The sequence below is a fragment of the Candidatus Pelagibacter sp. uisw_138 genome (assembly GCF_059512485.2).
Genome location: NZ_CM183453.2, coordinates 149,067 through 173,141 on the forward strand (window position 1 = coordinate 149,067; position 24,075 = coordinate 173,141).

Sequence of the window (24,075 nt, forward strand, 5' to 3'; positions counted from 1 at the left end):
TAATTTAAAATAGTAAGTTAAGAATCTTTTTTTAAATAATACATTAAAAAATAATTTTTGATGAAAAGAGTGGGTCTGTTGTGGATACTTAAATTTCTACTATATGTATTTATATATTAAATATATATACATAATAAAAAAAATAAAAATTAAATGTTATTTACAAATAAATATATAAATGAAATTGGAAAAAAAAAATGGAATAAATTTTGTAGGTTAGTTGGAGACCTTTCTCCATTCACATCTTATGAATTAATAGAATACTATTCTGCTTTTAAAGGTGTTAAAAATATATCATTCGCAGTTTTCAATGAAGAAGATGATGTGGTCGCAACAGTTCCTTTGGCCACTTATAAAAATAGATTAAGTTTTGCGGATCAGCCTTGCCCATCTATCACAATTGATTTAAATCTGAGCAACTCAATTAGAAAAAAGATATATTCATATATTTTTTTAGAAATCAAAAAAATTATGTTAAAAAATAAAATAATATCGTATTTATTTTGCAAGCATGCTTTTCAAGCTAAATTTTTAAAAAATAGTTATTTTTCAATAGATAATTTTTTTGAACATTATCAATTTTCAAAAATTCATAATATTGGCAATACACTTATTTTAAATTTACAAGAAAATGAAACAAACATTTTTGATAATATGAGCAAGTACCATAAAAAAAATATAAAAAAAGTAGGAGCAAAAAATTTAAATTTTGAAAATTCACTAGATATTAACGAATTTAAAATTCAACAATTATTTGATAATTTTAAAAAGCAACATTTTTTAACAGCAAAAAAAATTACAAGACCTAAAAAAACTTGGGATTTAATGCTTGAAAGCTTAATAAATAAAAATTCATGCTTAACTGTAGCAAAACTTGGGGAAAAAAATATTTCCTTTCTTTATGTCGGATTCAATGAATATTTTGCATTTGGCTGGTCGCAAGTTAATGATAAAATATACGAAAAAAAATATATGCCTCGACATTTTTTAGAGTGGGAAACAATCAAATACTTGAAAAATAAGGGAATTAAATATTATGATATCGGAGAATCTTATGCATGGCATCAAAAAAATATATCTGATAAACAGTATTCAATTTCAGATTTTAAAAAAAAATTTGGTTCAAAGTTATTTCCAAAATTTATTTATAAATTAAAAATTAACGAGATAAATAACTTAATATGAATATATCAAAAGCAAAAAATTTATTTAAGAACAAATCAATACTCATCACAGGTGGGACAGGATCTTTTGGAAGGGCATTTACAGAAAAACTTATAAAATTAGGTGTATGCAAAAAAATTATAATTTATTCTAGAGATGAGCTCAAACAATATGAGTTTGCAAGTAAACTCACTAAAATACAAAAAAATTATGTTAGATTTTTAATAGGAGATATTAGGGATAGAGACAGATTGTTTTTTGCAACGAAGGGTGTTGATTTTATAGTTCATGCAGCAGCATTAAAACAAGTACCTGCTGCAGAATATAACCCTTTTGAGTGTATAAAGACTAATGTACTAGGATCTCAAAACGTTGTTGATGCTGCAATTGAAAATAAAGTTCAAAAAATAGTTGCTCTATCAACTGATAAGGCAGCCCTACCAGTTAACTTATATGGTGCCACAAAGTTAGTTTCTGATAAATTATTTACAGCTGCAAATAATATAGTCGGATCACAAGATACATCTTTTGCAGTTGTCAGATATGGAAATGTTTTAAATTCAAGAGGTTCTCTTGTTCCACATTTGATTGACTTAAAAAATAAAAAAGAAAAAATATTTCCATTAACAAGCGATAAGATGACTAGATTTTGGATTACATTAGATGAAGCAATTGATTTTGTTATTGAAAGCTTTTTAAGGATGAGAGGTGGTGAAATCTTTATACCTAAAATCCCATCCATTAAAATTACTGATTTAATGCAAGCTATATCTCCAGGAGTTAATTATAAAATAATTGGTATCAGACCAGGTGAAAAAATACATGAATTAATGTGTCCCGTGGATAGTGCTTTACAAACATTAGAATTTAAATATTACTATATAATTTTACCCTCAACAACTTCAGCAAATATTTCTAAAAAATATTTAAAATATGAAAATGAAGTAGGAAAATTTGTTAAAACAAATTTTGAATATAGATCTGATACTAATAAAAATTTTTTAAATTCAGAAAGAATAAAAAAATTCTTGAAAAAAAATATTAATTTTTTTTAATTTCTGTACACACACTTATTAGATAAATTCCAAAAAAAACAAAAAACAATCCATTCCATGTTTGGTATAATGACCCTGTAGTTTGAAAAGGGAAAAAAAGTATTAACCAATTGGTAAAGAGAAATATTTTTTTATGACTGTTAATATAAAGAATCTTGTAAAATAAGAATATCAAAGTTCCAAAAAAAATTATAAAAAATAATAAACCCCCACTATATAATATTTCATAATAAGTATTATGGGGATGTGTAGAACATCTGGAGTCTTTAGATGCAGAGTTTATATTATCATATTTTTTGTCTGAACAAATAATTGAAAAAGTTTTCATGCCAGATCCAAGTAATGGATAGTCTTTAAAGATTTCAAAAGCAGTAAGGTAGTGTGCGCCCCACTGAGAATCTAAAATTTTATTATGGTCCTTGAACGAGTTTGAATAATCACTAGAATCACCACTAGAATCACCACTAGAAAGTCCAAGCTGATCGATAGTTCTGTTTATATAGTGGTCATTAAGTGATTTTACATTTGTTATTAAAATAATAGAAATAAAAAAAAAAGAGAGAAAAATTAATAGTTTAAGCTTAAGGGTAATAGATTGATTTAGTAAAACAAAAGTAAATATACCAAGTAAAATCATTATTGTGGCAGCTCTTTCTTTTGTTAGAAGCACTGTAATAAAAATTAATAATAATATGATTAATAAGAAAAAGAAAATATTCTTATATTTAGTATTTTGAAAGATTGACGATACTGAGTAAATAAATAAAAATGATAATTTTACCAAAAAACTTCCTGGCACAGGCTCATTCCCAAAAGGGCCGGTAAGCCTAACCGGTTGTGTTCCATAAGTTGGATAAGAAAATAGATCATAACCATTGATATATTGATGAATAGTGTCGTATAGAACAAAAATAAAAGTTAGAATAAGGATTTTTTCAAAATTCTTAAAGTTGATTATTTCATATTTTAAAAGTAGGTGAAAATTCAATAATAATAATCCATACCTTAAAATACCCAGAAAGGAAATAAGAGAAGCACTTGTATTAATCGAATATAAAATATTTAACGAAAATAAAAATAACAATAATAAAGTGATAATTAAATTTTTTTTTATTTTGAAATAAATAAAATAGAGTTTAGAAAAAAATAATAAAAATAAAATTTGTATTAGTACAACATTAATATTTATTGCAGCATTTCCTATTACAAAACTAATTGGTAAGAAAGAGATAAAAAAATTAATTATTTTTGAAGGGGATGTGATGTTACTAGTAAATTTCATTATAAATACTTCTAATTTTTGGAATATTTTTTTGAGCTAAAAATTCATTATTTGCAATAATTTTTGCATTTTTTGAAATTTTATTTCTAACTTTTTTATTTTTAATTAAATAAATAATTTTTTTTGCCAAAGAATTATAATTTTTTCTATTAAAAATTAAGGTACTAAAATTATTTTTTAAAAGATATTTAATATCACCACAGGGAGTAGTTATAATAGGCAACCCACTACTCATTGCCTCCCAAACAGCCATAGGAGATGATTCATTCAATGATGAGCAGATGTATATGCTTGAGTTAGAGTAAAACTTTACTGGATCAGTAAATTTATTTATAATTTTTATATTTGAAACTTTATTTTCATGAATCATTTTTAAAATTTTGTGAAAATACTTTTTTTGACTATCCCAAACTTGTCCCACAATAATAAAGGAAATGTCATTTTCATATTTTTTAAGTTCTATTGCCGCAAGGATTATAGTCTCAATATCTTTGACAGGATTAATATTAGCAACAGTTAAAATTGAAAATTTATTAGACGCTTTTCTTTTTAATTTGAAAAATTTATCATCAATCGTAGATTGCACAATACCTTTTTTAACCTTAAGTGGTAGATATTTCTTGTAATATTTCAAAGATGAATATGATGCAAATAGAAAATAATTTATATTATTTCTAATGAAATAAAAAATAAATTTTAAGATAAGATTAGATTGTTCATCATGGATATGCCATATAATTTTTTTTCTTGCTAATTTCGCTGCCAAAACTGTTTTAAAGAAATAAAGTCCGCCAGGAATATGGACAATGTCAATGTTATTTTTTCTTAAAAAAAAAAATATAGTAAAAAAATCTCTAATAAAAAAAAATATATATTTTAATAGTGAATTAAAATTGAGAGATATACTGTAAATATCTTTCTCTTCATAAATAATTTTTTTAAGTCTTAGTTTACTTTTAAAGATATGTGAGCTTTTATTTGAGATAAGGACTTTAAAATTAATCCCTTTTATCTTATTTATAGCAGTAATTGCCTGTGCATGTGGTCCACCAAACCTTGAGTCTTCAAAAACAAAAGCAACATTAATCATAATTTTGAAGTGCTCTAAAGTTTTTTATTTCATCCAAAATTATTTTTTTTACCTCATCTCTAGATGTATAGTTAATTTTTTTTTTTAACAAGTGTATATTAGAAGACGAATATGAAATCTCATTTTCTCTATTTTTTTTAATATAATATAAAAATGGTAGTCTTATTTTTTTTTGAATAATTTCGATAATATCTTTAATGCTAATGGCCTTTCCATTTCCAATGTTGATTATTTCAAAACTTTTGTTTAATTTTGGTATTAATTTATTAATTGAAACCACTAAAGTTTCAAGATGAATAAAATCTCTGTAACAAGTTCCATCTTTAGTTTCATGCCTGTCTCCATAAACATTAAATGGTTTTTTTTCGACAATACATTTTGCTATATTATAAAATAGTGCATTGTAGGCAGAGTTTTTTTTTAAAATATTCCTACTAGTTCCACCTATATTAAAGAATCTTAAACATAAACACTTGATTCTGTTATCATGATTTTTTTTTAGAAAATTTTCAAAATATAATTTAGTGAACCCATAATAGTTAATAGGTTTTGTTCTAGCAGTTTCTTTAGTTGGTAATTTTGCATTTCCGTAAACAGCTGCAGAGGAGCTAAAAATAAATTTTTTTACCTCGGTATGTTTTTTTAAATTTAAAAAAAACTTTTTTGACTTAGTTAGGTTGTTTAACTTATATTTATCCTTTTTTTTTTCACTTTCAAGGCTATCTATATAAGCTGCAAGATGTATTACTATTTCTATTCTTTCTTTTTGAATGAGTCTAATAGTCTTTAATGATGAAAAATCCGACTTTAAAAAAATTACTTTTTTCTGATAATGTTGTTCAATATTTTCTTTATCAACAATAAATATTGTATTTTTTTTTAACAGGTTAGCTGTTAGTGCTGTTCCAATATATCCAGATCCTCCTGTAATTAAGATTTTTTTTTTCATTTTTTAATTACAATTTTGTTTATTATTAAATAGTCCATATTAGACCTTTTGAAAGTTTTAAGTGCTTGTATTGGGCTATTTACTATTGGTTCATTTATATTAAAGGACGTATTTAAAATTATTGGAATTTTTGAAATTTTATAGAATTCTTTTATAATATTATAATACATTTCATTCATTAATTTTGTAACTGTTTGTAATCGTCCAGAACCATCTATGTGACATACTGCAGGAATTAATTTTCTTTTGTTTTCTATAATTTCATAAACATAGGACATGTATGGTGATTGAATTTTTTTGTTAGATACAAACCACTTTGAAACATGACCTTCAAGTATACTTGGTGCAAAGGGCCTGAAATTTTCTCTTAATTTAATTTTTTTATTTAAAATATCTTTTGCATTTTTAAGTGACGGACTACATATAATCGATCTATTTCCAAGTGCCCTAGGCCCAAATTCCATACGGTCTTGGCACAATGCAATAATTTTTTTTTTTAGAATTTCTTTAGCTATAAATTTAGCTAAATTTTTATTGCTCTTAAATTTTATTATTTTATTTGATTTCTCAAAAATTTTGATTATTTTTTTTTCTTCGATTTCTTTTATTTTTGGCCCTTGGTAGGGTGAGCTCAATTTATTTTTATTGATATTTTTTCCATCTTTATTAATTTGATATAAGCACGAACCAATAGATCCTCCATTATCACCTGGCATATAAGGTATAAAATGTTTTTTATATGTAGTATTTTTCAAAATTGTACCATTTGCCAATGAATTTAAAGCACATCCCCCTGATATTACTATATTTCTATACGAACTGAGTTCTGAACATTTTTTTAAAATTAATTTAAATTTTTCTTCGTATAAAGCTTGCGCAGAGCAAGCAATATCCTCTTTAAATTTATTGTTATGTCTTACGTCTTTAAAAATTCTTTTAAATTTTTCATTTAAGATTGTAGGACTCTTTGGCTTTCCCATTAATTTAGATTGTTTACTTAAAAGATCATTGAGATAATATTGATTTAACATGATATTATTTTTGTTTAAAAATAGTTTTTCAAGCAGGCCTTTATAAATTGGTTTTCCATAAGCTGATAACCCCATTACTTTATATTCATCACCATAAGCATGAAATCCTAAAAATTGTGTAATACCTTCATAAAAGAAACCTAATGAATTTGGATAATATTCCTTGTGTAAAACTTTTACGTTTTTACCACTTTGAAATTCAACTATGCATAAACTTACAAAATCACCCAACCCATCAATAGAAAGTCCAACAGCATTTTTAAAACCTGATAAATAATATGAAGAAAATATATGGGATAAGTGATGGTCTACTTTTATAATTTGTGCTTTTATTTTTTTCTTAAATTCTTTTTCTAAGGTATTCTTAATATAATTTTTTTTATAAAATCTATTAAGATAATTTTTTATTAATTTTTCTTTATTATTTGAAAGTAAAAATTTTTTAAACTTCATACCAATGTTTGATGCAGGGTTTGAATTAATAGTAATATAATTAATGTCAGAAACATCAATTTTTGCCTCCTTAATACATTCTTTTATTGAAAGCATAGGGAACCCTGCCCAATTTTTAACTCTATTGAGTCTCTCTTCTTCAATCGCACAAATTATTTCTCCGTCTTTAAATATACAAGCTGAAGATCCTGCATGATATGCGCTGATTCCTAGATAATATGTCATTTAATTATTGATTCTATTTATTGGTAGTATTAAATAATTGTATATATCAAATGAATTACTTGTTTTAAATAAAAAAAGATTATGTCAATATTATTCATTGGGGACTACATAGACCATTTTTCAGCAACAGGCGAAAGTCTTTTTGAACATGCTAAAAAGATTTCAAATAAGGTACCCAATACTAAATTTTTGGGTCTATCAAAATCTAAAAATGAAACTTATAAAATTAACAATTTATTAGTTACAACCATTAAAATCAGACCTGAAAATAAAAATAATTTTTTTCTTAGGGTTCTTTGGAACTTATTAGTTTGTTGTAAAATTTCTTTAGAAACAATTAGTAGTAGAAAACAATTTCAATATTTGTACTTTTGTGGAACTCCACAACTTTTGTTTTATTTTGTTGTGATAATAAATTTTTTTCTCAAAAAAAAATTAATTTTTAGGACTACAGATTTTTTTCCAGAAACATTATTTGCATTAAATAATAATTATATTATTAAAATTTTATTAATCATAACCAACTTATTAAGAAAACAAATATATAAATTTTCTATCCTTGGAAAAGATCAAAAATTATATTTAGATAATAAATTTTTCAATATAAAAAAACAATTAAGGTATGAAAAATGTTTTTTAGAGATACCTAATATAAAAAAAAAAATTAAATCAAAAATTTTTTTATACTCTGGCACAGTTGGTTTCGCACATGATATAGATACACTTATCAAAGTCTTTCATCAGTATAATATTAGTTATAAGCAAAATTATAAAATATGGATCAATTGCACAGGTAGCCAAAAGGAAAAATTAATTGATGGTTTAAAGAAATTAAATATTAAATTTAAACAAACTCATTTACTTAACAAAAAGTTAGCAGGGAAGTTGTTGGCAATATGTGATATTCATCTAATTTTATTAAAAAAAGATTTTTCTAAAATTGTCTTACCGTCTAAGTATTTTTGTTCTGTTAAATCAAAAAATAAAATAATTTTTATTGGCCCAAAGGATTCTGACATTTATAGATTAGGTTCTACTAATAATAAATTTTACCACATAGAAAACTCTAATATTATTGGTGGTTGCAACTTGTTAAAAAAATTAATTAAAGCTTAACTTTTCTTAACAGTGTAAAATAAAAAAAACAATACAACGTTAAATATGCATAAAAGCATATATTTAAATTTAAAAAATTATTTTTATTAACAAGCACTAAAAGAAGATATATTCCATTATATATAAAAATTATTAGCGATGTTATTAAATGACTATTATTAACGTTGGATGTAAATTTTTTTTTTATATACTTCAATAAAATCATATGTATGTGCTTATTATCTGGATGTAATGGGCCAATTTGTTTATGGTTAGTTTTTACAATTTTTTTTCGTAATATTGAGAACAAAACTTCCATAGATGGATAGACAAATATGCAAGATGCTAACATTGGCTGAATTCCTGCACTATTATTCACAATATTAATTGTCAATACAGAAATAAAAGCTCCCATTAAATAAGCACCACTATCACCATTAAAAATAATGCTAAAATAATTCATGGCAGCTAAAAAAATTATAAATACCATTAATTGAGTTAAATTATGAAGTAATAAAATACTTTCTAAGTCTAAAAGGTTAGAATTCAGGGTAAAAGATAATACGATTATAGCTTGAATGAAATAAAAATTTAGATTGTTGTTTATTCCATCAATAAAGTTGCAGCCATTAATCACTAAAGTAATGCAAAAAGCTGTAAATAAAATATTAATTATTTTATAGTTTAAAATTAAATCTAATTTATTAAACCCAGTAGTCTTTATTAGAGTATTTTGAGTATACACATATATAAGAGTAGTTAAGTATAATAGTATTAATCTATATGTTGAATTTTCAAAAAATTTACTATCAGACAAAAAACCTATAATGGTTATAGATAACAAAAAAAAAATAAAAATAATATTTAATTTAAAAAAAAAAGATAAATAAATAAATAATAAAATTCCACCTAATAAAGATGCCTTATGAGAGTTAGTGTTTTGAACTTTGTTGGAAACGTAAAATGTTAAAATATTTTTTTTATTAATAATAACTACTAAAGGTGTTATTATTAAAAAAAAAACTACAAGATAAATATAATCAAAGATTATGTTGTGATTTAAACTGATCATATATCCAATTATAAGTTTTAAGCATACCTTTTTCTAGTTTATATTTTGGCTCCCATTTTAAAACTTTTTTAATTAATTTGTTGTCACTATTTCTTGACTCAACACCGGTTGGTGCAGTTTTTATATATTCTCTTTTTACTTTTATACCTGAAATTTTTTCTAAAATATCAACAAGTTCATTCACAGATACACAATGAGAGCTTCCCAAGTTTATGGGCAAACAGTAACTGCTTTTTAAAAGCTTTTGTACTCCTGTTATACAATCATCAATATAAGTGTAGCTTCTTTTTTGATTACCATCTCCCCATATTTTAATTTTATGTTTTTTTGAAAATTTGGCTTCAATAAATTTCCTGGCTAAAGCAGCGGGGGCTTTTTCTCTACCATCATTCCACGAGCAGTTAGGACCAAAAGTGTTATGAAATCTAGCAACTCTTACATTTAATCCGTGATCAATTCTATAATTTTCACAAAGTCTTTCGCCAAATAGTTTTTCCCAACCATATCCATCCATTGGTTCTGCTGGATAAGCATCAGTTTCTTTAAGTAAAAAATTACTATTTTTAAATTGTTTGTATTTTGGATAGATACATGCAGACGATGCAAAAAAATATTTTTTTACACCATTAATTTGCGAGTATTTAACTAGGTTTGTATTAATTAAAACTGATAGCATGCATTGAGCTTTAAAAACTTCAATAAAACCAACTCCACCCATGTCGCAAGCTAGATTATAAACTTGATCGATGTTTTTTGTTAAACTTTGACAAGCTTTTTCACTAGATAAATCGATTGATATATTCGTATTATTTTTGTCTATCTGATACCATTTTTTGAGAGGTTTTTTGTCTACGCAAATAACCTTAGTTTTAGAGTTAGACAGTTTCTTAGCCAGATGACCACCCACAAATCCTCCAGCGCCTGCTATTAATATTGATTTCATATTCTCAATTTAAAAATTATTTTTAACGTATAAAACATTATATGACATGAGTAAAAAATTTTTTCTATTAAATTTAAGGTAATTAAGAATCTAAACTTTATTCTTAGTATATAGCATAATTTCTGGATATTTAAAGTGTCTTTATAATTAATTTTAACCAATATTTTATTTAGATTATATAATCTATATTTATTAGATAAACGACACCACAATTCATAGTCCTGAATATAGAAAAAATTGCAATTATATAAATTTTTTTTTATAATTTTAGATCTAATTAAAATTGCAGAGTGTAATATTAGATTTTGATACTTAAGTTTAATCTTTATTTCTTTGCTAGTTGTTGGGTAATTAGTTTTTTTATATTTCTTATTATCTTTATATAGATAGCCTTGACAGCCAACCATTTGTATTTGTCTATTTAATTTCAAAAAATTAATTTGATGTAGTAATTTTTCTGGATACCAATAGTCATCAGGGTCTAATCTAGCTATGTATTCACCTTTTGCTTTTGAAATTAAAAAATTTAAATTATAGGTTAATCCAACTCTTCTTGAGTTTTCAAATATTTTAAATCTTGTATCTGTTGATATTTTTTTTTTTAAAAACTTTAAAGTATTATCAGTAGATTTATCATCAACAATTAGAACTTCAAAATTTGTGTAAGTTTGTTTTAGTAAACAATTAACAAATTGGTTTAAATATTTTTCATTATTATATATGGAAACTAAGACTGAAATCATAGTAGGTCTTTTAAGTTTGGTTTTTTCATATTAATATTTTTATAGACTGTATTAAATTTTTTATTTTTTATATTAATAAGAAATCTTTTTAATTTTTTTTCTTTAGTAGTGCTTATAAAACCTATATTTTTATAAGGAGATCCATCAGGTTCTACAAGAAAAAATTTTTTATGTAACCTAAAATATTCTATAGAAGGAGTTTTAAAGATAAGAGTTTCAAGTATTGCGGAAGTAAAAAAAGATATAACAAATTTTGCATCTCTAGCAAGGAGGGTACTATTATAATTAGTGATTTCAATATTTTTGTTTTTACGAAATTTTTTAAGAAGATTTTTAAGTATTAATTCAGATCTTTCTCTTGGATGTGGTTTAATTAGAATTTTTAAATTTGGAAACAAATTAATGATTTGTTTAATGGATGAGTTTAACAAAAATTTATAATTTTTTTTCGTCATGTAAAAAGAGTGAGGTGGTCTTGACAAGATTGTTGCATATTCATTAGGGAATGATCTAAATTCATAATTATTAATATAGGCTTTCCATGATAATAAAAATTTAGGGAATCCAATTAATTTTAAATTTTTATAACCAAAAGATTTGCACCAAGCCATATTTTTTGAAGAATAAACTAAAAAAGTATAATTTTTTGGAATTGCAGGCTTATGATTATTTTTTACTACTGAGGTATTAAAACTATGAGCATGATGATAGATAAAAAATTTTTTTTTTAAAAAATTATTTAAAAGTATAAAGATTAAATCTTTAGAAATCTGATTCGTGATTTCATAAAATATTGCATCAGTAAATAATATTGAAATATTTTTTATAATAAAAAAAAATGAACAAAAAAATTTATAAATAAAATTTAGGTACTTATTGCTTGGTTTTTTATTAAACTTACTTGATAAAGGGCTAAATTTTACTGTAACGTTTTTTTTTAAAAATAATTTTTTATAAAAAAAATCTTTTTTATAATTTAGAAAAATTTCTTTAATAGTTATAATTATAGTTATTTTTTTAACTTTATTTTTCTCTCTAAGTTCATTGATTATTGGAGCAATAATATCTAGTTCTCCATAACTATGAGTAATTAAAAAATGAATGTTCATTTCAAAAAGTTTTTTTAATTAATCCTAAGTGAATTTTTTTTTCATTAGAGTAATATTTGTCTAAAGTGAAATATTTATTAATTAAAGAAATATTCTTATTCTGAAATATTTTTTTTTTTACAGAATCTACACCTTTTATATAATTCAGATCTAATTTTGATATATCTTTAAAATTTAATCCACTTTTTTTATCTTTTATAAGAAATTTATTTTCTATCAGGTTTGAAGTAATGCAAAAGATTCCACAAGCCATCGATTCTAACAAAACTTTTGATAAACCTTCAAATTTAGAAGGTAAAATTATGTATGAATATTGATTAAGTATTTTGGGAAGCTGGTCATTATTAACTGGATCAAAAAAATTAATATTCTTAGTATTTTCTATGATAATTTTTTTGACTGCAATATTTCTTTGCCCATATAGATCAATTTGACAATTTTTATTTCTTTGAAACAATTTAATCAATCCAGCAATATTTTTTTCATGTGATATTCTACCAATATATAAAAATTTTCCATTTCTTGTTTCGTTAAAGTTATAAAATAGCGATGTATCAATAAAATTGTAAATTAAATTTACTTTTTTATTATATTTGTAATTATAAAATTTTTTTTCAAATAAATTACTTACAGAAATTATATCTGCATTTTTTATTGCTATGTTAGATTGAATATTATTCAATATTTTTCTAAATAAACCTACTTTTAAAACTTTATCTCTCTTTAAAATACTATAACCAGATCTAAGATAAAATTTTTTCTTATAAATCTTTTTTATTAAAACTCCTAGTAAAGAGCCATCTATCTGATTTGTTTTAATTATATGACAGTTTTTTTTTATTTTATTAAAAAATAATAAAAAATATAAAGAAGTTATTGTATTGCTCAAAAATTTTTTTTCCAAGACTTCAGGCTTGTTTATAACAATTATATTTTCATTCATTATCTTACTATTTTTTAAAGTTTTTGACAATTCTGCATCAGCTGCTTCATATGTGAAAAAATAAATTTTTTTATAAAAATTTTCTTCAATCATTCTATTATAGATGATTAATTCTCTTTTTAAGTTACCAACTTTATTCCATGTTGTTAAACCTACTCCACGTGTAAAAATTAATAAAAGTTTCATTTAATATTAATTTTTTCATTATGATTAAGAATAGAAATTAGTATCCAAAATGGATAAGCTATTGTTAAGTGTTGAGCAAACATGTTGTGATCAAACATGCCGGTTGCTAACAGTACAAAAAAAATAACTAAAGAATAACTTGATTGTATAAATTTCAAGATATAAAAAAGTGATAAAATAAAAAAAATTATAAACACTCCAAAATTTACGAAATATTGTAAATATATGTCATGTGTTAAAGCTAAATTATATTGGGATCCAAGTACACCAAATATTTTTAAGTCATCATTTGATAAAGTCCAATAATAAAAAACTCTATGAAAGATGCTTGCAAAATTAATATCTAATCCAGTAAGTTTATTTATATAGCTACTTAGGAAAGGATAATTTCCTGAATGACCTATATAAACTTCTCTAAACAAATAATAGGCCTCTTTATCAAAATAAAATAATAAATCGTATGCGTAGTATGTTATCAAATATTTTAAAAATAATGAAAAAATAAAAATAATTAAAAATATTTTTTTTATAATTTCAAATTTTATTTTTATAGTTTTCAGTATTACGAACAATAAAGTAAAGATTGTAGTAAATGCATATAAGATATAGTAGCTAGTAGATAAAAGCATCCAGAAATCTAAAAATAAAGCTATATAAAAAACAAAATTTAATTTTTTTTTATCCTTTAACGAAAAAAATAGAAATAATTTAAATATAACTAAAATATAAAAAGCAATTGCTGGGTCATGCTCAAAAAATGGAAAATCTCGCGTTTGAAGAGATTGGTAAAATATCGTTGTTATATCATTATTATGAATGACAATATTATAATGTGCTGAATAAAAGAAAAAAAAACAAAGATAAATTAAAGTTATTATACTTAAAAAATTTGCAATTACATACTTGCTCTTATTAAATTTATACTGAAAAATTTTGTCTTGAACAATATCACTAACTACAATGAAGATTATGATACAGACAAAAGTGCTAGTAGCAAACTTTAAGTATGTAAAGTCTTTATAAAATAAAAAAAAAATAAGTATGGAAGTATTAATAATGATGTAAGAAAAATTTTTCGAGAGTTATTTAGTGTTATGTTAGTTATGAATAAGTATAAACTTACTAAACTACAGATAATTATAGTCACCTTATAAACATGAAAAAAAATTAATAAGGTATTATTTATAATAAATGATAGATACAAAAAGATTATTAAATATTTATTAATTTCAATATTTTTGTAAAGATTATGCATAATCATTAATTTTCAATTAAAAAGTATATATACTATATAAATTATATGAACATCACACAAATTACCCTTAATCTTTTTTATTCTTTGCTTTTTATAGAAGGCATTTTTTTTTCATGTAAATTATATTCAAAAAAAAGTAAAATTGATAAAAAATTTATTTATCTTCTTTTTATTAATGTAATATTGATAATAAGTTTATGTTTATATAGTTTAGAAAAGTTAGGAATAAATGTTGAAATCCTTATTTATTTACTTTCTACTTTATTTATAACATTTGGTATTTTAAGTTTTTATGTAAAATTTCCAAACTTAAGTTTAATAAAAAAAAAAAATCATTATATATTTTTTTTATTTATAGGTATTTTTCTTACTGCCTCGTTAATCCCAGCAACTGACGCAGACTCAATAAGATATCATTTGGGTCAATTTAATAATAAATCTTTTAATAAAGAAATTTATGATTTACATCATAAGATTAGTTTTATTGGAGATAGTCTAAATCTTATATCTTATCAATTTAAGGTATATAATTTGATTTCAGTTCTTAATTTTTACAGTCTATTTAGATTATATAAGATTTTAAGCAGTAACATTAGAATCAATAATAATAGATTGGCTATATTTATGTTGCTATTTGGCTGTCCAATTCTGCTGTCTTTATTATTAACCCAAAAATCTTATTTATTCGTAGCATACTCTTATTGTTATTTATTTTTTATTATTGAAAAATCTTTCAAAGATGAGCTAAATAAAATGATATATCACATAGTATCAGCCGTCATTTTTTTGGGAATGATGAAAATTAATTTTATTTATTATTCAATTATTATTTTTGTTTTATTATTTTTTAAAAAAATTAGATTAATCAAATATTTTAAATCTATTATTTTTTGTTCGTCTTTCTTTTTGTTATTTTGTTTGATAAATTTATATACTTATAATGACCCTTTAATTTTTTTTGTAAGTTATTATTTCAACCCTGAAAATTTAAAACCTGAAGTTATAGAATTTATTAATTTTTTATTGGGAAAATATAATGACAGCCAAACAGGTGTTTTTAATTATGTACTCTTTCTAGTAGATCTTATATTGCCAATGGATTATTTAAAATATTTTACTGTGTCACTAGGTCTTGGTTTTATTGTTTTGATACTAAGAGCTAATTTTTTAAAATTTAATAGTTATTTTATTATTATGTTAATGTTTTTGATTTATAATTATTACACCAATAGGTTAACCCTGAAACTTATTCATGGTCGAGATTATCTAATTATTTATTTGCTTTTAATTTTAATAGTGAGAGATATTTTTGAAAATAAATTTATATTAAATAAACTTTTTTCTGTAGTTTTATATTTTCAACTTTTTATTACTACAATTGGGATGCTATTTTATATTGGAACTAATTTATTCTTTACTGATGGTAAGTTAGCTTATCAATACGACAATGAATTATTTTTAAATAAACGTTATAATCATAACAATACTCTTGTTATTACAAGTATAGATGGGAATCTTTTTAAAAAATATAATTATATTAATGCTGATATGTTAAACCATAAATTAGATGACTATTTCTTTGCAAATGATTTACCAAATATTAGAAAAAGATTTGATGTCTTAACTGTGCTCGTAAAAGAGACTTTTTGGAGAAAACCTTGGGCAAAATCAAAAACTTTAGAGGCCTTAGATATGTATCCAAGAGGACACACTATACCTATAGAGATGAATCATAAGGGCACTAGAAATCCTATTAACAAACAAAAGAAAGTAATATACTGGGAAACACATTATTACTTAAATTCTTACGATTAAATCCAGCACTTTTTCCATTCTAGTATTATAATTAACTTCTTTGTATTTTTTAAGTATATTTAGCGATTTTTCCAAAAGTAAGTCTTTATTTTCAATATAGAAACTTATCTTTTTTTTAAAGTCTGTCATATTTTCAAATTGTATAAGATCTCCATCATCAAAATAGTGTTTATATAATGTATTTTTTTTTGGGCATATGATTGGACTTCCAACCGCTAAAGAGTCGTAATACCTAGGACCAATAATATCATAAGGTGAAGGTGTGTTTAAAACTAAGCGGCTAGATTCTATAACTTTTCTATAGTCATTCTTACTCAATCTTTTTGCAATAAATATTTTAGAAAGAATATTTTCAAAAGTATTCCTTGGATGTGATTGCCAAAAAATTTTATAACTTTTGAATTCTTTTTTTTTTGATATATTTATATTTCTATAATTATAATAAATTAAATTTCTTACAGATTCTCTTGCATTAGTATGATTATAAGATTTATTTAGATTTTTTAAAATCCCAACAAAGCTTAAGTCGTAATTTTTTTTTGATAATTGTGTAATATTATTAAAATTAGTTGCAAATGGCAAAAATTCAAATTTGGTCTGGTAAATTTTGTTTAAATATTTTGCAATATGATGATGCGAAAAAATTATATCAAATTTGTTTTCTAAACCAAATTTTATTTTATCTTTAAGGTTTACATACTCTTTATTAAGAAACATAATCTTAGGAATTTTTATATCTTTGATTATTTGATCTTTAAAGTAGAAATTATTATTTGTGGGAAAGTCAGGAAGCCAAGAATGTCCTAAAATTAATAAATTAAATTTTTTTTGAAATAAAGACTCAATATCATTAAATTTATAGTTTTCTTTAAAGAATGAGTAATTTGGTCCATATTCAGTAATATCAAATTTCTGTGAGAGTGATTTTATTATATCTATCTGATAGTCAGAAGATTTATATTTGTATAAATTATCTGTTAAATAAAGAGCACTTATTTTTGAATTAAACTTCATTTAATTCATTTATAAGATTTTTAATTTGTTTATTTTCTAAATCATAATAAATGGGGAGACATAGTGATTTTTCATAATAGTGTTCAGCATTTCTACATATATTTTTTTTAGCTATCTCTTTATAAAGATCAAAAAAATATATGGGTATATACATATTGTGTAGCATAATGTTTTGTTTTTTTATTTTTTTCATAAAAGTAATTTTTGATTTAAAGCTAAGGTTATTAATTTGTATTGAAAATAAATGAAAGCTACTTAAGCATTTTTTTTGAATATTTTGAAAGGAAACGTTCTTATTTTTAATGTTTTTTTTATAAAATTTTGCAATAGAATTTCTTTTTTTTATAAAGGTATTAATTTTTTTAAGTTGAGATATACCGAGCGACGCATTTAAATCACTCATTCTAAAATTTAAGCTTGGATAAAGTTGATTATAATATTTTTTTTGAAAAAACTTACTTTTAATTACTCCATTTGACCTTAATTGGTCAATGAGGACCATATTTTTTTTTGAATTCATAAATATTGCACCTCCTTCTGCGGTTGTAATTGTTTTCACTGGGTGAAAGCTTGTTACAACATAACTTGAAAATTTTGGGTTCCCAATTTTGATGTTCTCATAAGTACTACCCAATGCATGTGAGGCATCCTCAATTATTTCTAGATTATATTTTTTTGACAAATATTTAAATTTCTTTAAATCGCAAGGGTTTCCACCAAAGTGTGTTATTATTACAATGGTTTTTTCTTTATTTTTATCTTTGTTTTTAATTAGTTTTTTTTCTAATTCTGTAGGACACATGTTTAAGGTTAATCTGTCTATATCAATAAATTCAATATCTAGACCATTCAGAATTGCAGCATTAGCAGTTGCAACGTAAGTGTTTGGGGAAATATAACATTTCTTAGACGTCGCTATATTATTAATAAGTATTGATTTAACACAGAGAAATAGTGCCGTAGAAGCACTATTTGTTGTTAGACAGTATTTTGATTTTGTGTATGTCGATAAGTTTTTTTCAAACTTTTTAACAAATTTACCTTGCGTAATTTGTTTGGAAAATAAAGATTTTTTAATTATTTGAAAATCTTTATTATCAATGAAGTGCTTGTTATAATTTAATATTTCTTTTTTCATCAAGTGGCATTCTGCCTATTATCAAGGTCTATTATTTTTTCAAAAATATTATCAAATATTTTATTATGTGATATTGAAATTAAGCTACCTTTATACAAATTAATTTCTTCAAATAATAATTCATAAATTTCTTTTTCATTTTCACTATCTACATTAGAGGTGGCTTCATCTAATATCATTATGTCTGGCTTTGTAATTAAAGCTCTGATAATTGAGATTTTCTGTATTTGGCCATGAGATAAATTGTGTCCATTCTCACTTAATAAATTATTATGAATATTATCTTTATTAAATATCTTATCCAAATTAAATTTTTTTATGTAATTAAGTATTTGATTTATTAATTCAGGACTTTCTTCAACATTAATCAAAATATTTTTTATTAAAGATCCATCTAGAATATATGGGTTTTTGTCAAGATATAGTATTTTTTCATGTATGGTTTCTTTGTTTGCTGTATTGATACAATTTTTATTAATTAAAATTTGATTATTATTTACTGGGAAGTAACCAGAAATGGCTTTGGCTAATGAGGATTTCCCACTCCCATTGTTTCCATTAATTTTTACAAAGAAGGGTGTATTCATGTTTACACTAAAGTCTTTAATAATAGTTTTTTTATCAAATTGAATAGTTAAATTATTAGTTACTATGTTGAATATTTTATCGACTGGTATTTTATTAATATTACTTATTACACTATGGTCTTGCAACAATCGAAATTGAAATTTTTTTGATATAACATTTCTTTTCCAACCAAGTATCTTTAAATAAAAACCTTGTAATCCTAAAAATTGTCTTGAAAATCTTAATATGATTCCAAAATTTAATATCAAACTATCTGTTAGTGTGATATTTATTTTTGAAGCAAAATAAAAGATACCAGCAGCAGACAATAAAAAAATAGGCTCTATAAAATTTAATAATAATAATTTATATTTAGAACTTTTAATTACAAGCTTAATATTTTCGTGATTATTTTTTTCTATTTCATCTAATTTTATTTTATTTATTTTTGAATTTTTTATAGTTACGATATTGTTAATGTAATAATTAACAAAATTTGCTAACTCTTGATATTTTTTAACAGAGTTGCTAGAAACTTGTTCTATTTTATTGTAAAATTTTTTCATCAGAACGATGAAAACTATTATTGAAAATAAAGTTATTAATGTAAGATAAAAATCGTTATAGAACATTAAAAATCCTATAAAAATAAAAATAAACAATCTTGATGTTAAGAGCAAAATTAGTCGATAAGATTCACATACAAAAGGTATTTCTCTATTATAAAAATTAGTTATTAAACCAGCAGGCTGATTGATAAAATAAAAAATTGATGTTTCATTAAACTTATTTAAAGCATCTTTTTGTATTTGGACTTTAATATTTTGAGAAATAATAGTTGATTTAAGATTTGTAAAGTATTCTATTAATTTAACAGTCGAAAACACAATTATTACTATCACCGTAGTTGTTATAAAATTAATTGGGATTTCATATTTGGTAATTAAATCAATATATAATGAAACAATTAGACTATCCGAATTAATAGAGTTATCAAAAATTATATGAATAAGGGGAATTATACTTACTATTGCAAATAAATCTAATAATGAAGATATTAAAAATAAAAATAAAATTATAAAAGTATTTTTTTTAAAGTAAAAGATAGACTCTTTTAAAAGAGTATAAAGATAGTTCATTTATTTTTTAAAATATTCTATTAATAGGTTTTTAATATGTGGATCATTTTTTTTAAATTTGTATATGAACATTTTACCAGGTCCCCTTGTTAAAATACATACTATTTCTTTTTCTGTATTCTTTTTATCACTTTTTAAAAAAGTTATGAATTTCTTTGTATCAAAATTTTTAAACTTTATTTTTTTGTAAACCTTAAATAAAATATTTTTATGTATGTCTTCAAATGTTTTTTGCTCAAGAAATCCGAGTTTATATGAAATATAGTTACTTATATTCATGCCAATTGCCACTGCTATGCCATGAGGAATATTATAATTAGAATATTTTTCAATAGCGTGTCCAAAAGTGTGTCCATAATTTAATAACAGTCTATAACCGGTATCAAGTTCATCTTTTTCAATAACTTTTTTTTTAATTATCAAACACTTTTGGATACACAGTTTTATATCTTTATTGTTTCTCAGTAAAAGGGTGTTAATTTTTTTTTTAAAAAAGAGATATTCTTCATTGCTTGCAAAAAGAAAGTAATGTGCCATTTCTCCAATTCCAGATATTATTTGGTTTTGATTCAATGTATCTAAAAAATTTACATTGATAATGATTTTTCTAGGAGGATAAAAGTTTCCTATTTGGTTTTTTGTGCCTAAAAAATTTATTGAAGTCTTGCCCCCTATGCAGCTATCAGCTTGAGAAAGAAGTGTAGTTGGGTAAAAATTCCAATTAATCCCCCTTAATAAAATTGAAGATAAAAAAGAAACAATATCTTGAGTAATACCTCCTCCTATACAAATAAGTTCTGTTTTTCTATTTATACTAAATTTTAGTATTTTTTTTATGATGATTGTTAGATTTTCAAAGCTTTTTTGCTTTTCATTCGCAGATAACAATATTTTAGATTTTAAAAAAGCTAATTTATTAAAATTTTTTGTATAAAACCTTTTATCAATTATATACACACAATTTTTTTTTTGTTTAAATTGAATATTATTTTTAAATTCAATAGCGTAATTTTTAAAAATTGAGTTAATTGTAATTTTTTTATACATTTATATAGTAATATACTAGATTCTTTAATATTATAAATTTAATATTTATGACTTTAATAATGTAAATTATATGAAGAAAAAAACTACTCTAAGTTTTAATAATCAGAATAATAATAATAAAAAAATCTTTTAAGAAAACCAGATAAATTATTTATTAATGTATTTTATGTTAATAAAAAAAATTTGATAGAAACTCTAATAGAATATCCAATAATACGATATTTTCTAAACAATTATATAAAAAATACTTAGTTAAAAAAATTAAGCTTAATATGGAAAAAATAACTTTATTGGAAAATTTGTTAAATAAAAAATAAGAAAAATTAATAGAGTTTTATAAAGCTGTAATTTAGAAGGACAACCAAGCCATGAAATAATTGTATTTTCCCTTATTCATTTTTTTACTAAAAAATTATAGATATTTATTGAGAGGTAAATCCACCATCGATAATAATATTTTCACCAGTAATATATGAATTATGATTACTTGATAAAAATAAAATTAAGTTTGCAATTTCATTAGTACTGGCAAACCGTTTCACTGGTATTTTTGATTCTGTTTCTTTAATTTCTTTACCTAAAATTTTTTTAGTGAGAGCTGTTAAGACAAATCCTGGTGATACCGAATTAACCAATATATTATATCCTGCCAGGTCAAGAGCAGAAGCTTTGGTTATTCCATTTATCCCAAATTTTGTAGAGGAATATAAAGACCTTTTTTTTTTGCTAATATGACCAAATATAGAAGAAATATTAACTATTCTTCCATATTTATTTTTTTTCATTTTTTTTGCTACTTCTCTGATAATTTTAAGAGGGGCTATAAGATTTGTAGATACAATTTTTTCTATATCTTTGTCACGATTTGAAGTTACATCATTAATGATATTTGATCCTGCGTTATTTATTAAAATGTCAATTTTTTTAATTTTTTTTATTTTTAAAAAAAAATCTTTCAAAGATTCTTCATTTGATAAATCCACATAAATTAAATTTTTTATTTTTTTACTTTTTTGCGTTCCTATAACTTGACCACCTAATTTTTTAAACCTTTTAAAGAGGGTGAGACCTATACCACTTGAAGCTCCAGTAATTAATATAGTTTTATTTTTAAAATTTATATTCACTAGTTTATTTCAAATTTTTTTGAAACCAATGAGCCATTATGTGATTAATAATCAGTTGAGAGTCTTCTACGGGACCATAATCACCTTTTTCAGATCTAATATGAATCGTTAAATTACTAATTTTTTTTAATTTTCCTCCATCAAATCCTAAAATACTCATTACTTTTCCACCTTTTTTCTTAACCCAGTTGGCTGCATCTATTAAATTTTTTGAATTCCCTGAGGCTGAAAAAATTAAAATTTTATCATTTTTTTTAAAATGTATTTTGAGTTGGTTTACAAAAATATTATCATAACCCGTGTCATTGGCTATAGCTGTTATCACAGAACTATTGTCATTAAGTGAAACAATTTTAAATGTTTTTTTATTAGTTTTTTTTAAAACATCAAATCCTAAATCATTAGCCATGGTCATGGCTGTTGCAGCACCACCTCCATTACCAAAAACATAAAGAGTAGCATTTTTTTTTCTTATATCTAAAAATTCTCTCTCAAGTTTTAAAATAGATTTTTTATCTATTTTTCTAAATGTATTACTTAAATTTTGAAAATATGATTCTGCAAAATCTGCTATATTTTTATCTTTAACTGCTAATTTATTAATTTCTGACATTCTTAATTTTTTTATCATTTTTATAAATTTTATCTATCATTATCATCACTGCAAGTGAGTCATAAATGCTACCATACATTACTTGTTTATTTTTATTAATAACTTCAGCAAATTCAGCAATTTCATCTGCCCAAGATGTATCTTTGTCGAAGTAAAAATTTTTAGTTTTTAAAGACTCACCTTTATAAAGGTATGGTTTGGCACCTGGAAAAATCTTTAATGTTTCCTTTCCGTAAGTTTTAGTTCCTGATAAAATACCTTCTAATATGATTGCTCCTTTAGAGAAGGTAATCTCCATATTGAATTTATGTTGCCACTGAGTTGCTGTTGAGTGTATTGAGCTTATAACACCATTTTTACTTCTCATAATTGCAAAGGCATTATCTTCAACATCATAACCCCAAAACTTATTAGAAATAAAACTTTTGTATTCTTGAAAACTTGAGTCATTATTAAAGTATTTTAATAAATCTAACATATGAATACCCTGATCCAATAAGATACCACCTCCAGCAAATTTTTTTTCAGACCTCCAGTTATTGCTTGAAAAATTTAGAATTTTACTTTTTCCATAGACTGCTCTTATATTAACTAAATTACCAAGTTTTTTACTATCAATAATATCTTTAGTCATCATTACTGACTTATGATAGCGATGGTTAAATCCATATTTTAATTTTAGTTTTTTATTTTTTTTATAAACTTTTAATACATCTTTTACATCTTGAACGTTCCTCCCTGGAGGTTTTTCGCAAAAAACATGAATATTTTTTTCTAAAAAATAAATAGTAACCTTTGGTGCTAAAAAATTTGGTAACGTTACAAATACTGCATCTATATTTTTAAATGGAATTTTTTTATAGTTCTTATAGTGATTAATATCATTTTCAGTAAAGTCTTTTTTAAACTTGTTATCACTTATATACTTTATTGTATATTTCTTATTTTTAGATAAAAAAAACTTTCTCTTAGTTCCAACAACTCCCATTCCAATAATTGCAACTTTTATTTTTTTCACAA

General features: G+C 23.1%; 21 protein-coding genes. 4 read left to right on the top strand and 17 right to left on the bottom strand.

The genetic code is table 11. The annotated features are described in order from the left end of the window. The first annotated feature begins 153 nt into the window (after positions 1-153). Together AC5YGC_RS00750 and pseB are read left to right on the top strand one after the other, a co-directional pair. Positions 154-1,185, top strand: coding sequence for a GNAT family N-acetyltransferase (locus AC5YGC_RS00750; protein ID WP_496139759.1), 1,032 nt, complete (start codon positions 154-156; stop codon positions 1,183-1,185). Beyond that, a complete protein-coding gene (pseB, locus tag AC5YGC_RS00755; protein WP_496139760.1) occupies positions 1,182-2,219 on the top strand; it encodes a UDP-N-acetylglucosamine 4,6-dehydratase (inverting) in 1,038 nt (345 codons plus the stop codon). Before AC5YGC_RS00750 ends, pseB begins: the two co-directional genes overlap by 4 nt. Here pseB and AC5YGC_RS00760 read toward each other — a convergent pair. The 4 genes from AC5YGC_RS00760 to AC5YGC_RS00775 are packed head-to-tail and all read right to left on the bottom strand — an operon-like array spanning position 2,206 to position 7,249. Then, entirely contained in the window at positions 2,206-3,501 is a 1,296-nt protein-coding gene (locus AC5YGC_RS00760; RefSeq protein WP_502314022.1) for an O-antigen ligase family protein, read from the bottom strand. The genes pseB and AC5YGC_RS00760 overlap by 14 nt on opposite strands. Beyond that, positions 3,488-4,591, bottom strand: coding sequence for a glycosyltransferase (locus tag AC5YGC_RS00765; protein ID WP_496139762.1), 1,104 nt, complete (start codon positions 4,589-4,591; stop codon positions 3,488-3,490). Before AC5YGC_RS00765 ends, AC5YGC_RS00760 begins: the two co-directional genes overlap by 14 nt. Next, entirely contained in the window at positions 4,584-5,540 is a 957-nt protein-coding gene (locus tag AC5YGC_RS00770; RefSeq protein WP_496139763.1) for an NAD-dependent epimerase/dehydratase family protein, read from the bottom strand. The genes AC5YGC_RS00765 and AC5YGC_RS00770 overlap by 8 nt, the downstream gene beginning before the upstream one ends. Next, positions 5,537-7,249, bottom strand: coding sequence for a carbamoyltransferase family protein (locus tag AC5YGC_RS00775; RefSeq protein WP_502314023.1), 1,713 nt, complete (start codon positions 7,247-7,249; stop codon positions 5,537-5,539). The genes AC5YGC_RS00770 and AC5YGC_RS00775 overlap by 4 nt, the downstream gene beginning before the upstream one ends. Positions 7,250-7,330: 81 nt before the next feature. Between AC5YGC_RS00775 and AC5YGC_RS00780 the strand changes: the two genes are divergently transcribed. Then, entirely contained in the window at positions 7,331-8,365 is a 1,035-nt protein-coding gene (locus tag AC5YGC_RS00780) for a glycosyltransferase family protein (protein ID WP_502314024.1), read from the top strand. Here AC5YGC_RS00780 and AC5YGC_RS00785 read toward each other — a convergent pair. The 6 genes from AC5YGC_RS00785 to AC5YGC_RS00810 are packed head-to-tail and all read right to left on the bottom strand — an operon-like array spanning position 8,355 to position 13,969. Further along, a complete protein-coding gene (locus AC5YGC_RS00785) occupies positions 8,355-9,416 on the bottom strand; it encodes an MraY family glycosyltransferase (RefSeq protein WP_496139767.1) in 1,062 nt (353 codons plus the stop codon). The two genes, AC5YGC_RS00780 and AC5YGC_RS00785, sit on opposite strands and share 11 nt — an antisense overlap. Then, positions 9,385-10,359: an NAD-dependent epimerase/dehydratase family protein gene (locus AC5YGC_RS00790; RefSeq protein WP_496139768.1), complete on the bottom strand. Its 975-nt coding sequence runs from the start codon at positions 10,357-10,359 to the stop codon at positions 9,385-9,387. Before AC5YGC_RS00790 ends, AC5YGC_RS00785 begins: the two co-directional genes overlap by 32 nt. Further along, a complete protein-coding gene (locus AC5YGC_RS00795) occupies positions 10,356-11,102 on the bottom strand; it encodes a glycosyltransferase (RefSeq protein ID WP_496139769.1) in 747 nt (248 codons plus the stop codon). The genes AC5YGC_RS00790 and AC5YGC_RS00795 overlap by 4 nt, the downstream gene beginning before the upstream one ends. Continuing rightward, positions 11,099-12,211, bottom strand: coding sequence for a hypothetical protein (locus AC5YGC_RS00800; RefSeq protein ID WP_496139770.1), 1,113 nt, complete (start codon positions 12,209-12,211; stop codon positions 11,099-11,101). The genes AC5YGC_RS00795 and AC5YGC_RS00800 overlap by 4 nt, the downstream gene beginning before the upstream one ends. 1 nt (position 12,212) lies before the next feature. Beyond that, entirely contained in the window at positions 12,213-13,340 is a 1,128-nt protein-coding gene (locus AC5YGC_RS00805; protein ID WP_496139771.1) for a glycosyltransferase, read from the bottom strand. Further along, positions 13,337-13,969: a hypothetical protein gene (locus tag AC5YGC_RS00810; RefSeq protein ID WP_496139772.1), complete on the bottom strand. Its 633-nt coding sequence runs from the start codon at positions 13,967-13,969 to the stop codon at positions 13,337-13,339. Before AC5YGC_RS00810 ends, AC5YGC_RS00805 begins: the two co-directional genes overlap by 4 nt. Before the next feature lie 671 nt (positions 13,970-14,640). Here AC5YGC_RS00810 and AC5YGC_RS00815 point away from each other — a divergent pair. Then, positions 14,641-16,410: a hypothetical protein gene (locus AC5YGC_RS00815; protein ID WP_502314025.1), complete on the top strand. Its 1,770-nt coding sequence runs from the start codon at positions 14,641-14,643 to the stop codon at positions 16,408-16,410. On the opposite strand, the gene AC5YGC_RS00820 is transcribed toward AC5YGC_RS00815, so the two are convergent. The 7 genes from AC5YGC_RS00820 to AC5YGC_RS00850 form a co-directional block, all read right to left on the bottom strand. Continuing rightward, on the bottom strand, positions 16,393-17,424 hold the full coding sequence (locus tag AC5YGC_RS00820; RefSeq protein WP_496139774.1) for a glycosyltransferase family protein: 1,032 nt from the start codon (positions 17,422-17,424) through the stop codon (positions 16,393-16,395). The genes AC5YGC_RS00815 and AC5YGC_RS00820 overlap by 18 nt on opposite strands. Then, the gene (locus AC5YGC_RS00825; protein ID WP_496139775.1) at positions 17,414-18,562 is read right to left on the bottom strand and encodes a DegT/DnrJ/EryC1/StrS family aminotransferase; all 1,149 of its coding nucleotides are present in this window, start codon (positions 18,560-18,562) and stop codon (positions 17,414-17,416) included. Before AC5YGC_RS00825 ends, AC5YGC_RS00820 begins: the two co-directional genes overlap by 11 nt. Continuing rightward, a complete protein-coding gene (locus AC5YGC_RS00830; RefSeq protein ID WP_496139776.1) occupies positions 18,562-20,268 on the bottom strand; it encodes an ATP-binding cassette domain-containing protein in 1,707 nt (568 codons plus the stop codon). The genes AC5YGC_RS00825 and AC5YGC_RS00830 overlap by 1 nt, the downstream gene beginning before the upstream one ends. Next, positions 20,269-21,315 carry a 3-dehydroquinate synthase family protein gene (locus AC5YGC_RS00835; RefSeq protein WP_496139777.1) on the bottom strand — a complete coding sequence of 349 codons (1,047 nt, stop codon included), beginning with the start codon at positions 21,313-21,315 and terminating at the stop codon, positions 20,269-20,271. Between the two features lie 422 nt (positions 21,316-21,737). Beyond that, complete coding sequence (locus AC5YGC_RS00840; RefSeq protein WP_496139778.1) at positions 21,738-22,442, bottom strand: SDR family oxidoreductase; 705 nt, start codon at positions 22,440-22,442, stop codon at positions 21,738-21,740. A 4-nt stretch (positions 22,443-22,446) separates the two neighbouring features. After that, positions 22,447-23,055, bottom strand: a complete 609-nt coding sequence (locus AC5YGC_RS00845; RefSeq protein WP_502314026.1) for a D-sedoheptulose-7-phosphate isomerase — start codon at positions 23,053-23,055, stop codon at positions 22,447-22,449. Next, a complete protein-coding gene (locus tag AC5YGC_RS00850) occupies positions 23,042-24,073 on the bottom strand; it encodes a Gfo/Idh/MocA family protein (protein ID WP_496139780.1) in 1,032 nt (343 codons plus the stop codon). Before AC5YGC_RS00850 ends, AC5YGC_RS00845 begins: the two co-directional genes overlap by 14 nt. Between the last annotated feature and the right edge of the window lie 2 nt (positions 24,074-24,075).

Bases quoted from the DNA above. Each gene is read 5' to 3' on its own strand.
- pseB (WP_496139760.1), top strand. From the start codon at position 1,182: ATGAATATATCAAAAGCAAAAAATTTATTTAAGAACAAATCAATACTC.
- AC5YGC_RS00765 (WP_496139762.1), bottom strand. From the start codon at position 4,591: ATGATTAATGTTGCTTTTGTTTTTGAAGACTCAAGGTTTGGTGGACCA.
- AC5YGC_RS00830 (WP_496139776.1), bottom strand. From the start codon at position 20,268: ATGAACTATCTTTATACTCTTTTAAAAGAGTCTATCTTTTACTTTAAA.
- AC5YGC_RS00845 (WP_502314026.1), bottom strand. From the start codon at position 23,055: ATGTCAGAAATTAATAAATTAGCAGTTAAAGATAAAAATATAGCAGAT.
- AC5YGC_RS00820 (WP_496139774.1), bottom strand. From the start codon at position 17,424: ATGAAGTTTAATTCAAAAATAAGTGCTCTTTATTTAACAGATAATTTA.
- AC5YGC_RS00825 (WP_496139775.1), bottom strand. From the start codon at position 18,562: ATGAAAAAAGAAATATTAAATTATAACAAGCACTTCATTGATAATAAA.
- AC5YGC_RS00770 (WP_496139763.1), bottom strand. From the start codon at position 5,540: ATGAAAAAAAAAATCTTAATTACAGGAGGATCTGGATATATTGGAACA.
- AC5YGC_RS00815 (WP_502314025.1), top strand. From the start codon at position 14,641: ATGAACATCACACAAATTACCCTTAATCTTTTTTATTCTTTGCTTTTT.
- AC5YGC_RS00790 (WP_496139768.1), bottom strand. From the start codon at position 10,359: ATGAAATCAATATTAATAGCAGGCGCTGGAGGATTTGTGGGTGGTCAT.
- AC5YGC_RS00810 (WP_496139772.1), bottom strand. From the start codon at position 13,969: ATGCTTTTATCTACTAGCTACTATATCTTATATGCATTTACTACAATC.
- AC5YGC_RS00775 (WP_502314023.1), bottom strand. From the start codon at position 7,249: ATGACATATTATCTAGGAATCAGCGCATATCATGCAGGATCTTCAGCT.
- AC5YGC_RS00835 (WP_496139777.1), bottom strand. From the start codon at position 21,315: ATGTATAAAAAAATTACAATTAACTCAATTTTTAAAAATTACGCTATT.
- AC5YGC_RS00805 (WP_496139771.1), bottom strand. From the start codon at position 13,340: ATGAAACTTTTATTAATTTTTACACGTGGAGTAGGTTTAACAACATGG.
- AC5YGC_RS00780 (WP_502314024.1), top strand. From the start codon at position 7,331: ATGTCAATATTATTCATTGGGGACTACATAGACCATTTTTCAGCAACA.
- AC5YGC_RS00795 (WP_496139769.1), bottom strand. From the start codon at position 11,102: ATGATTTCAGTCTTAGTTTCCATATATAATAATGAAAAATATTTAAAC.
- AC5YGC_RS00785 (WP_496139767.1), bottom strand. From the start codon at position 9,416: ATGATCAGTTTAAATCACAACATAATCTTTGATTATATTTATCTTGTA.
- AC5YGC_RS00760 (WP_502314022.1), bottom strand. From the start codon at position 3,501: ATGAAATTTACTAGTAACATCACATCCCCTTCAAAAATAATTAATTTT.
- AC5YGC_RS00800 (WP_496139770.1), bottom strand. From the start codon at position 12,211: ATGAACATTCATTTTTTAATTACTCATAGTTATGGAGAACTAGATATT.
- AC5YGC_RS00750 (WP_496139759.1), top strand. From the start codon at position 154: ATGTTATTTACAAATAAATATATAAATGAAATTGGAAAAAAAAAATGG.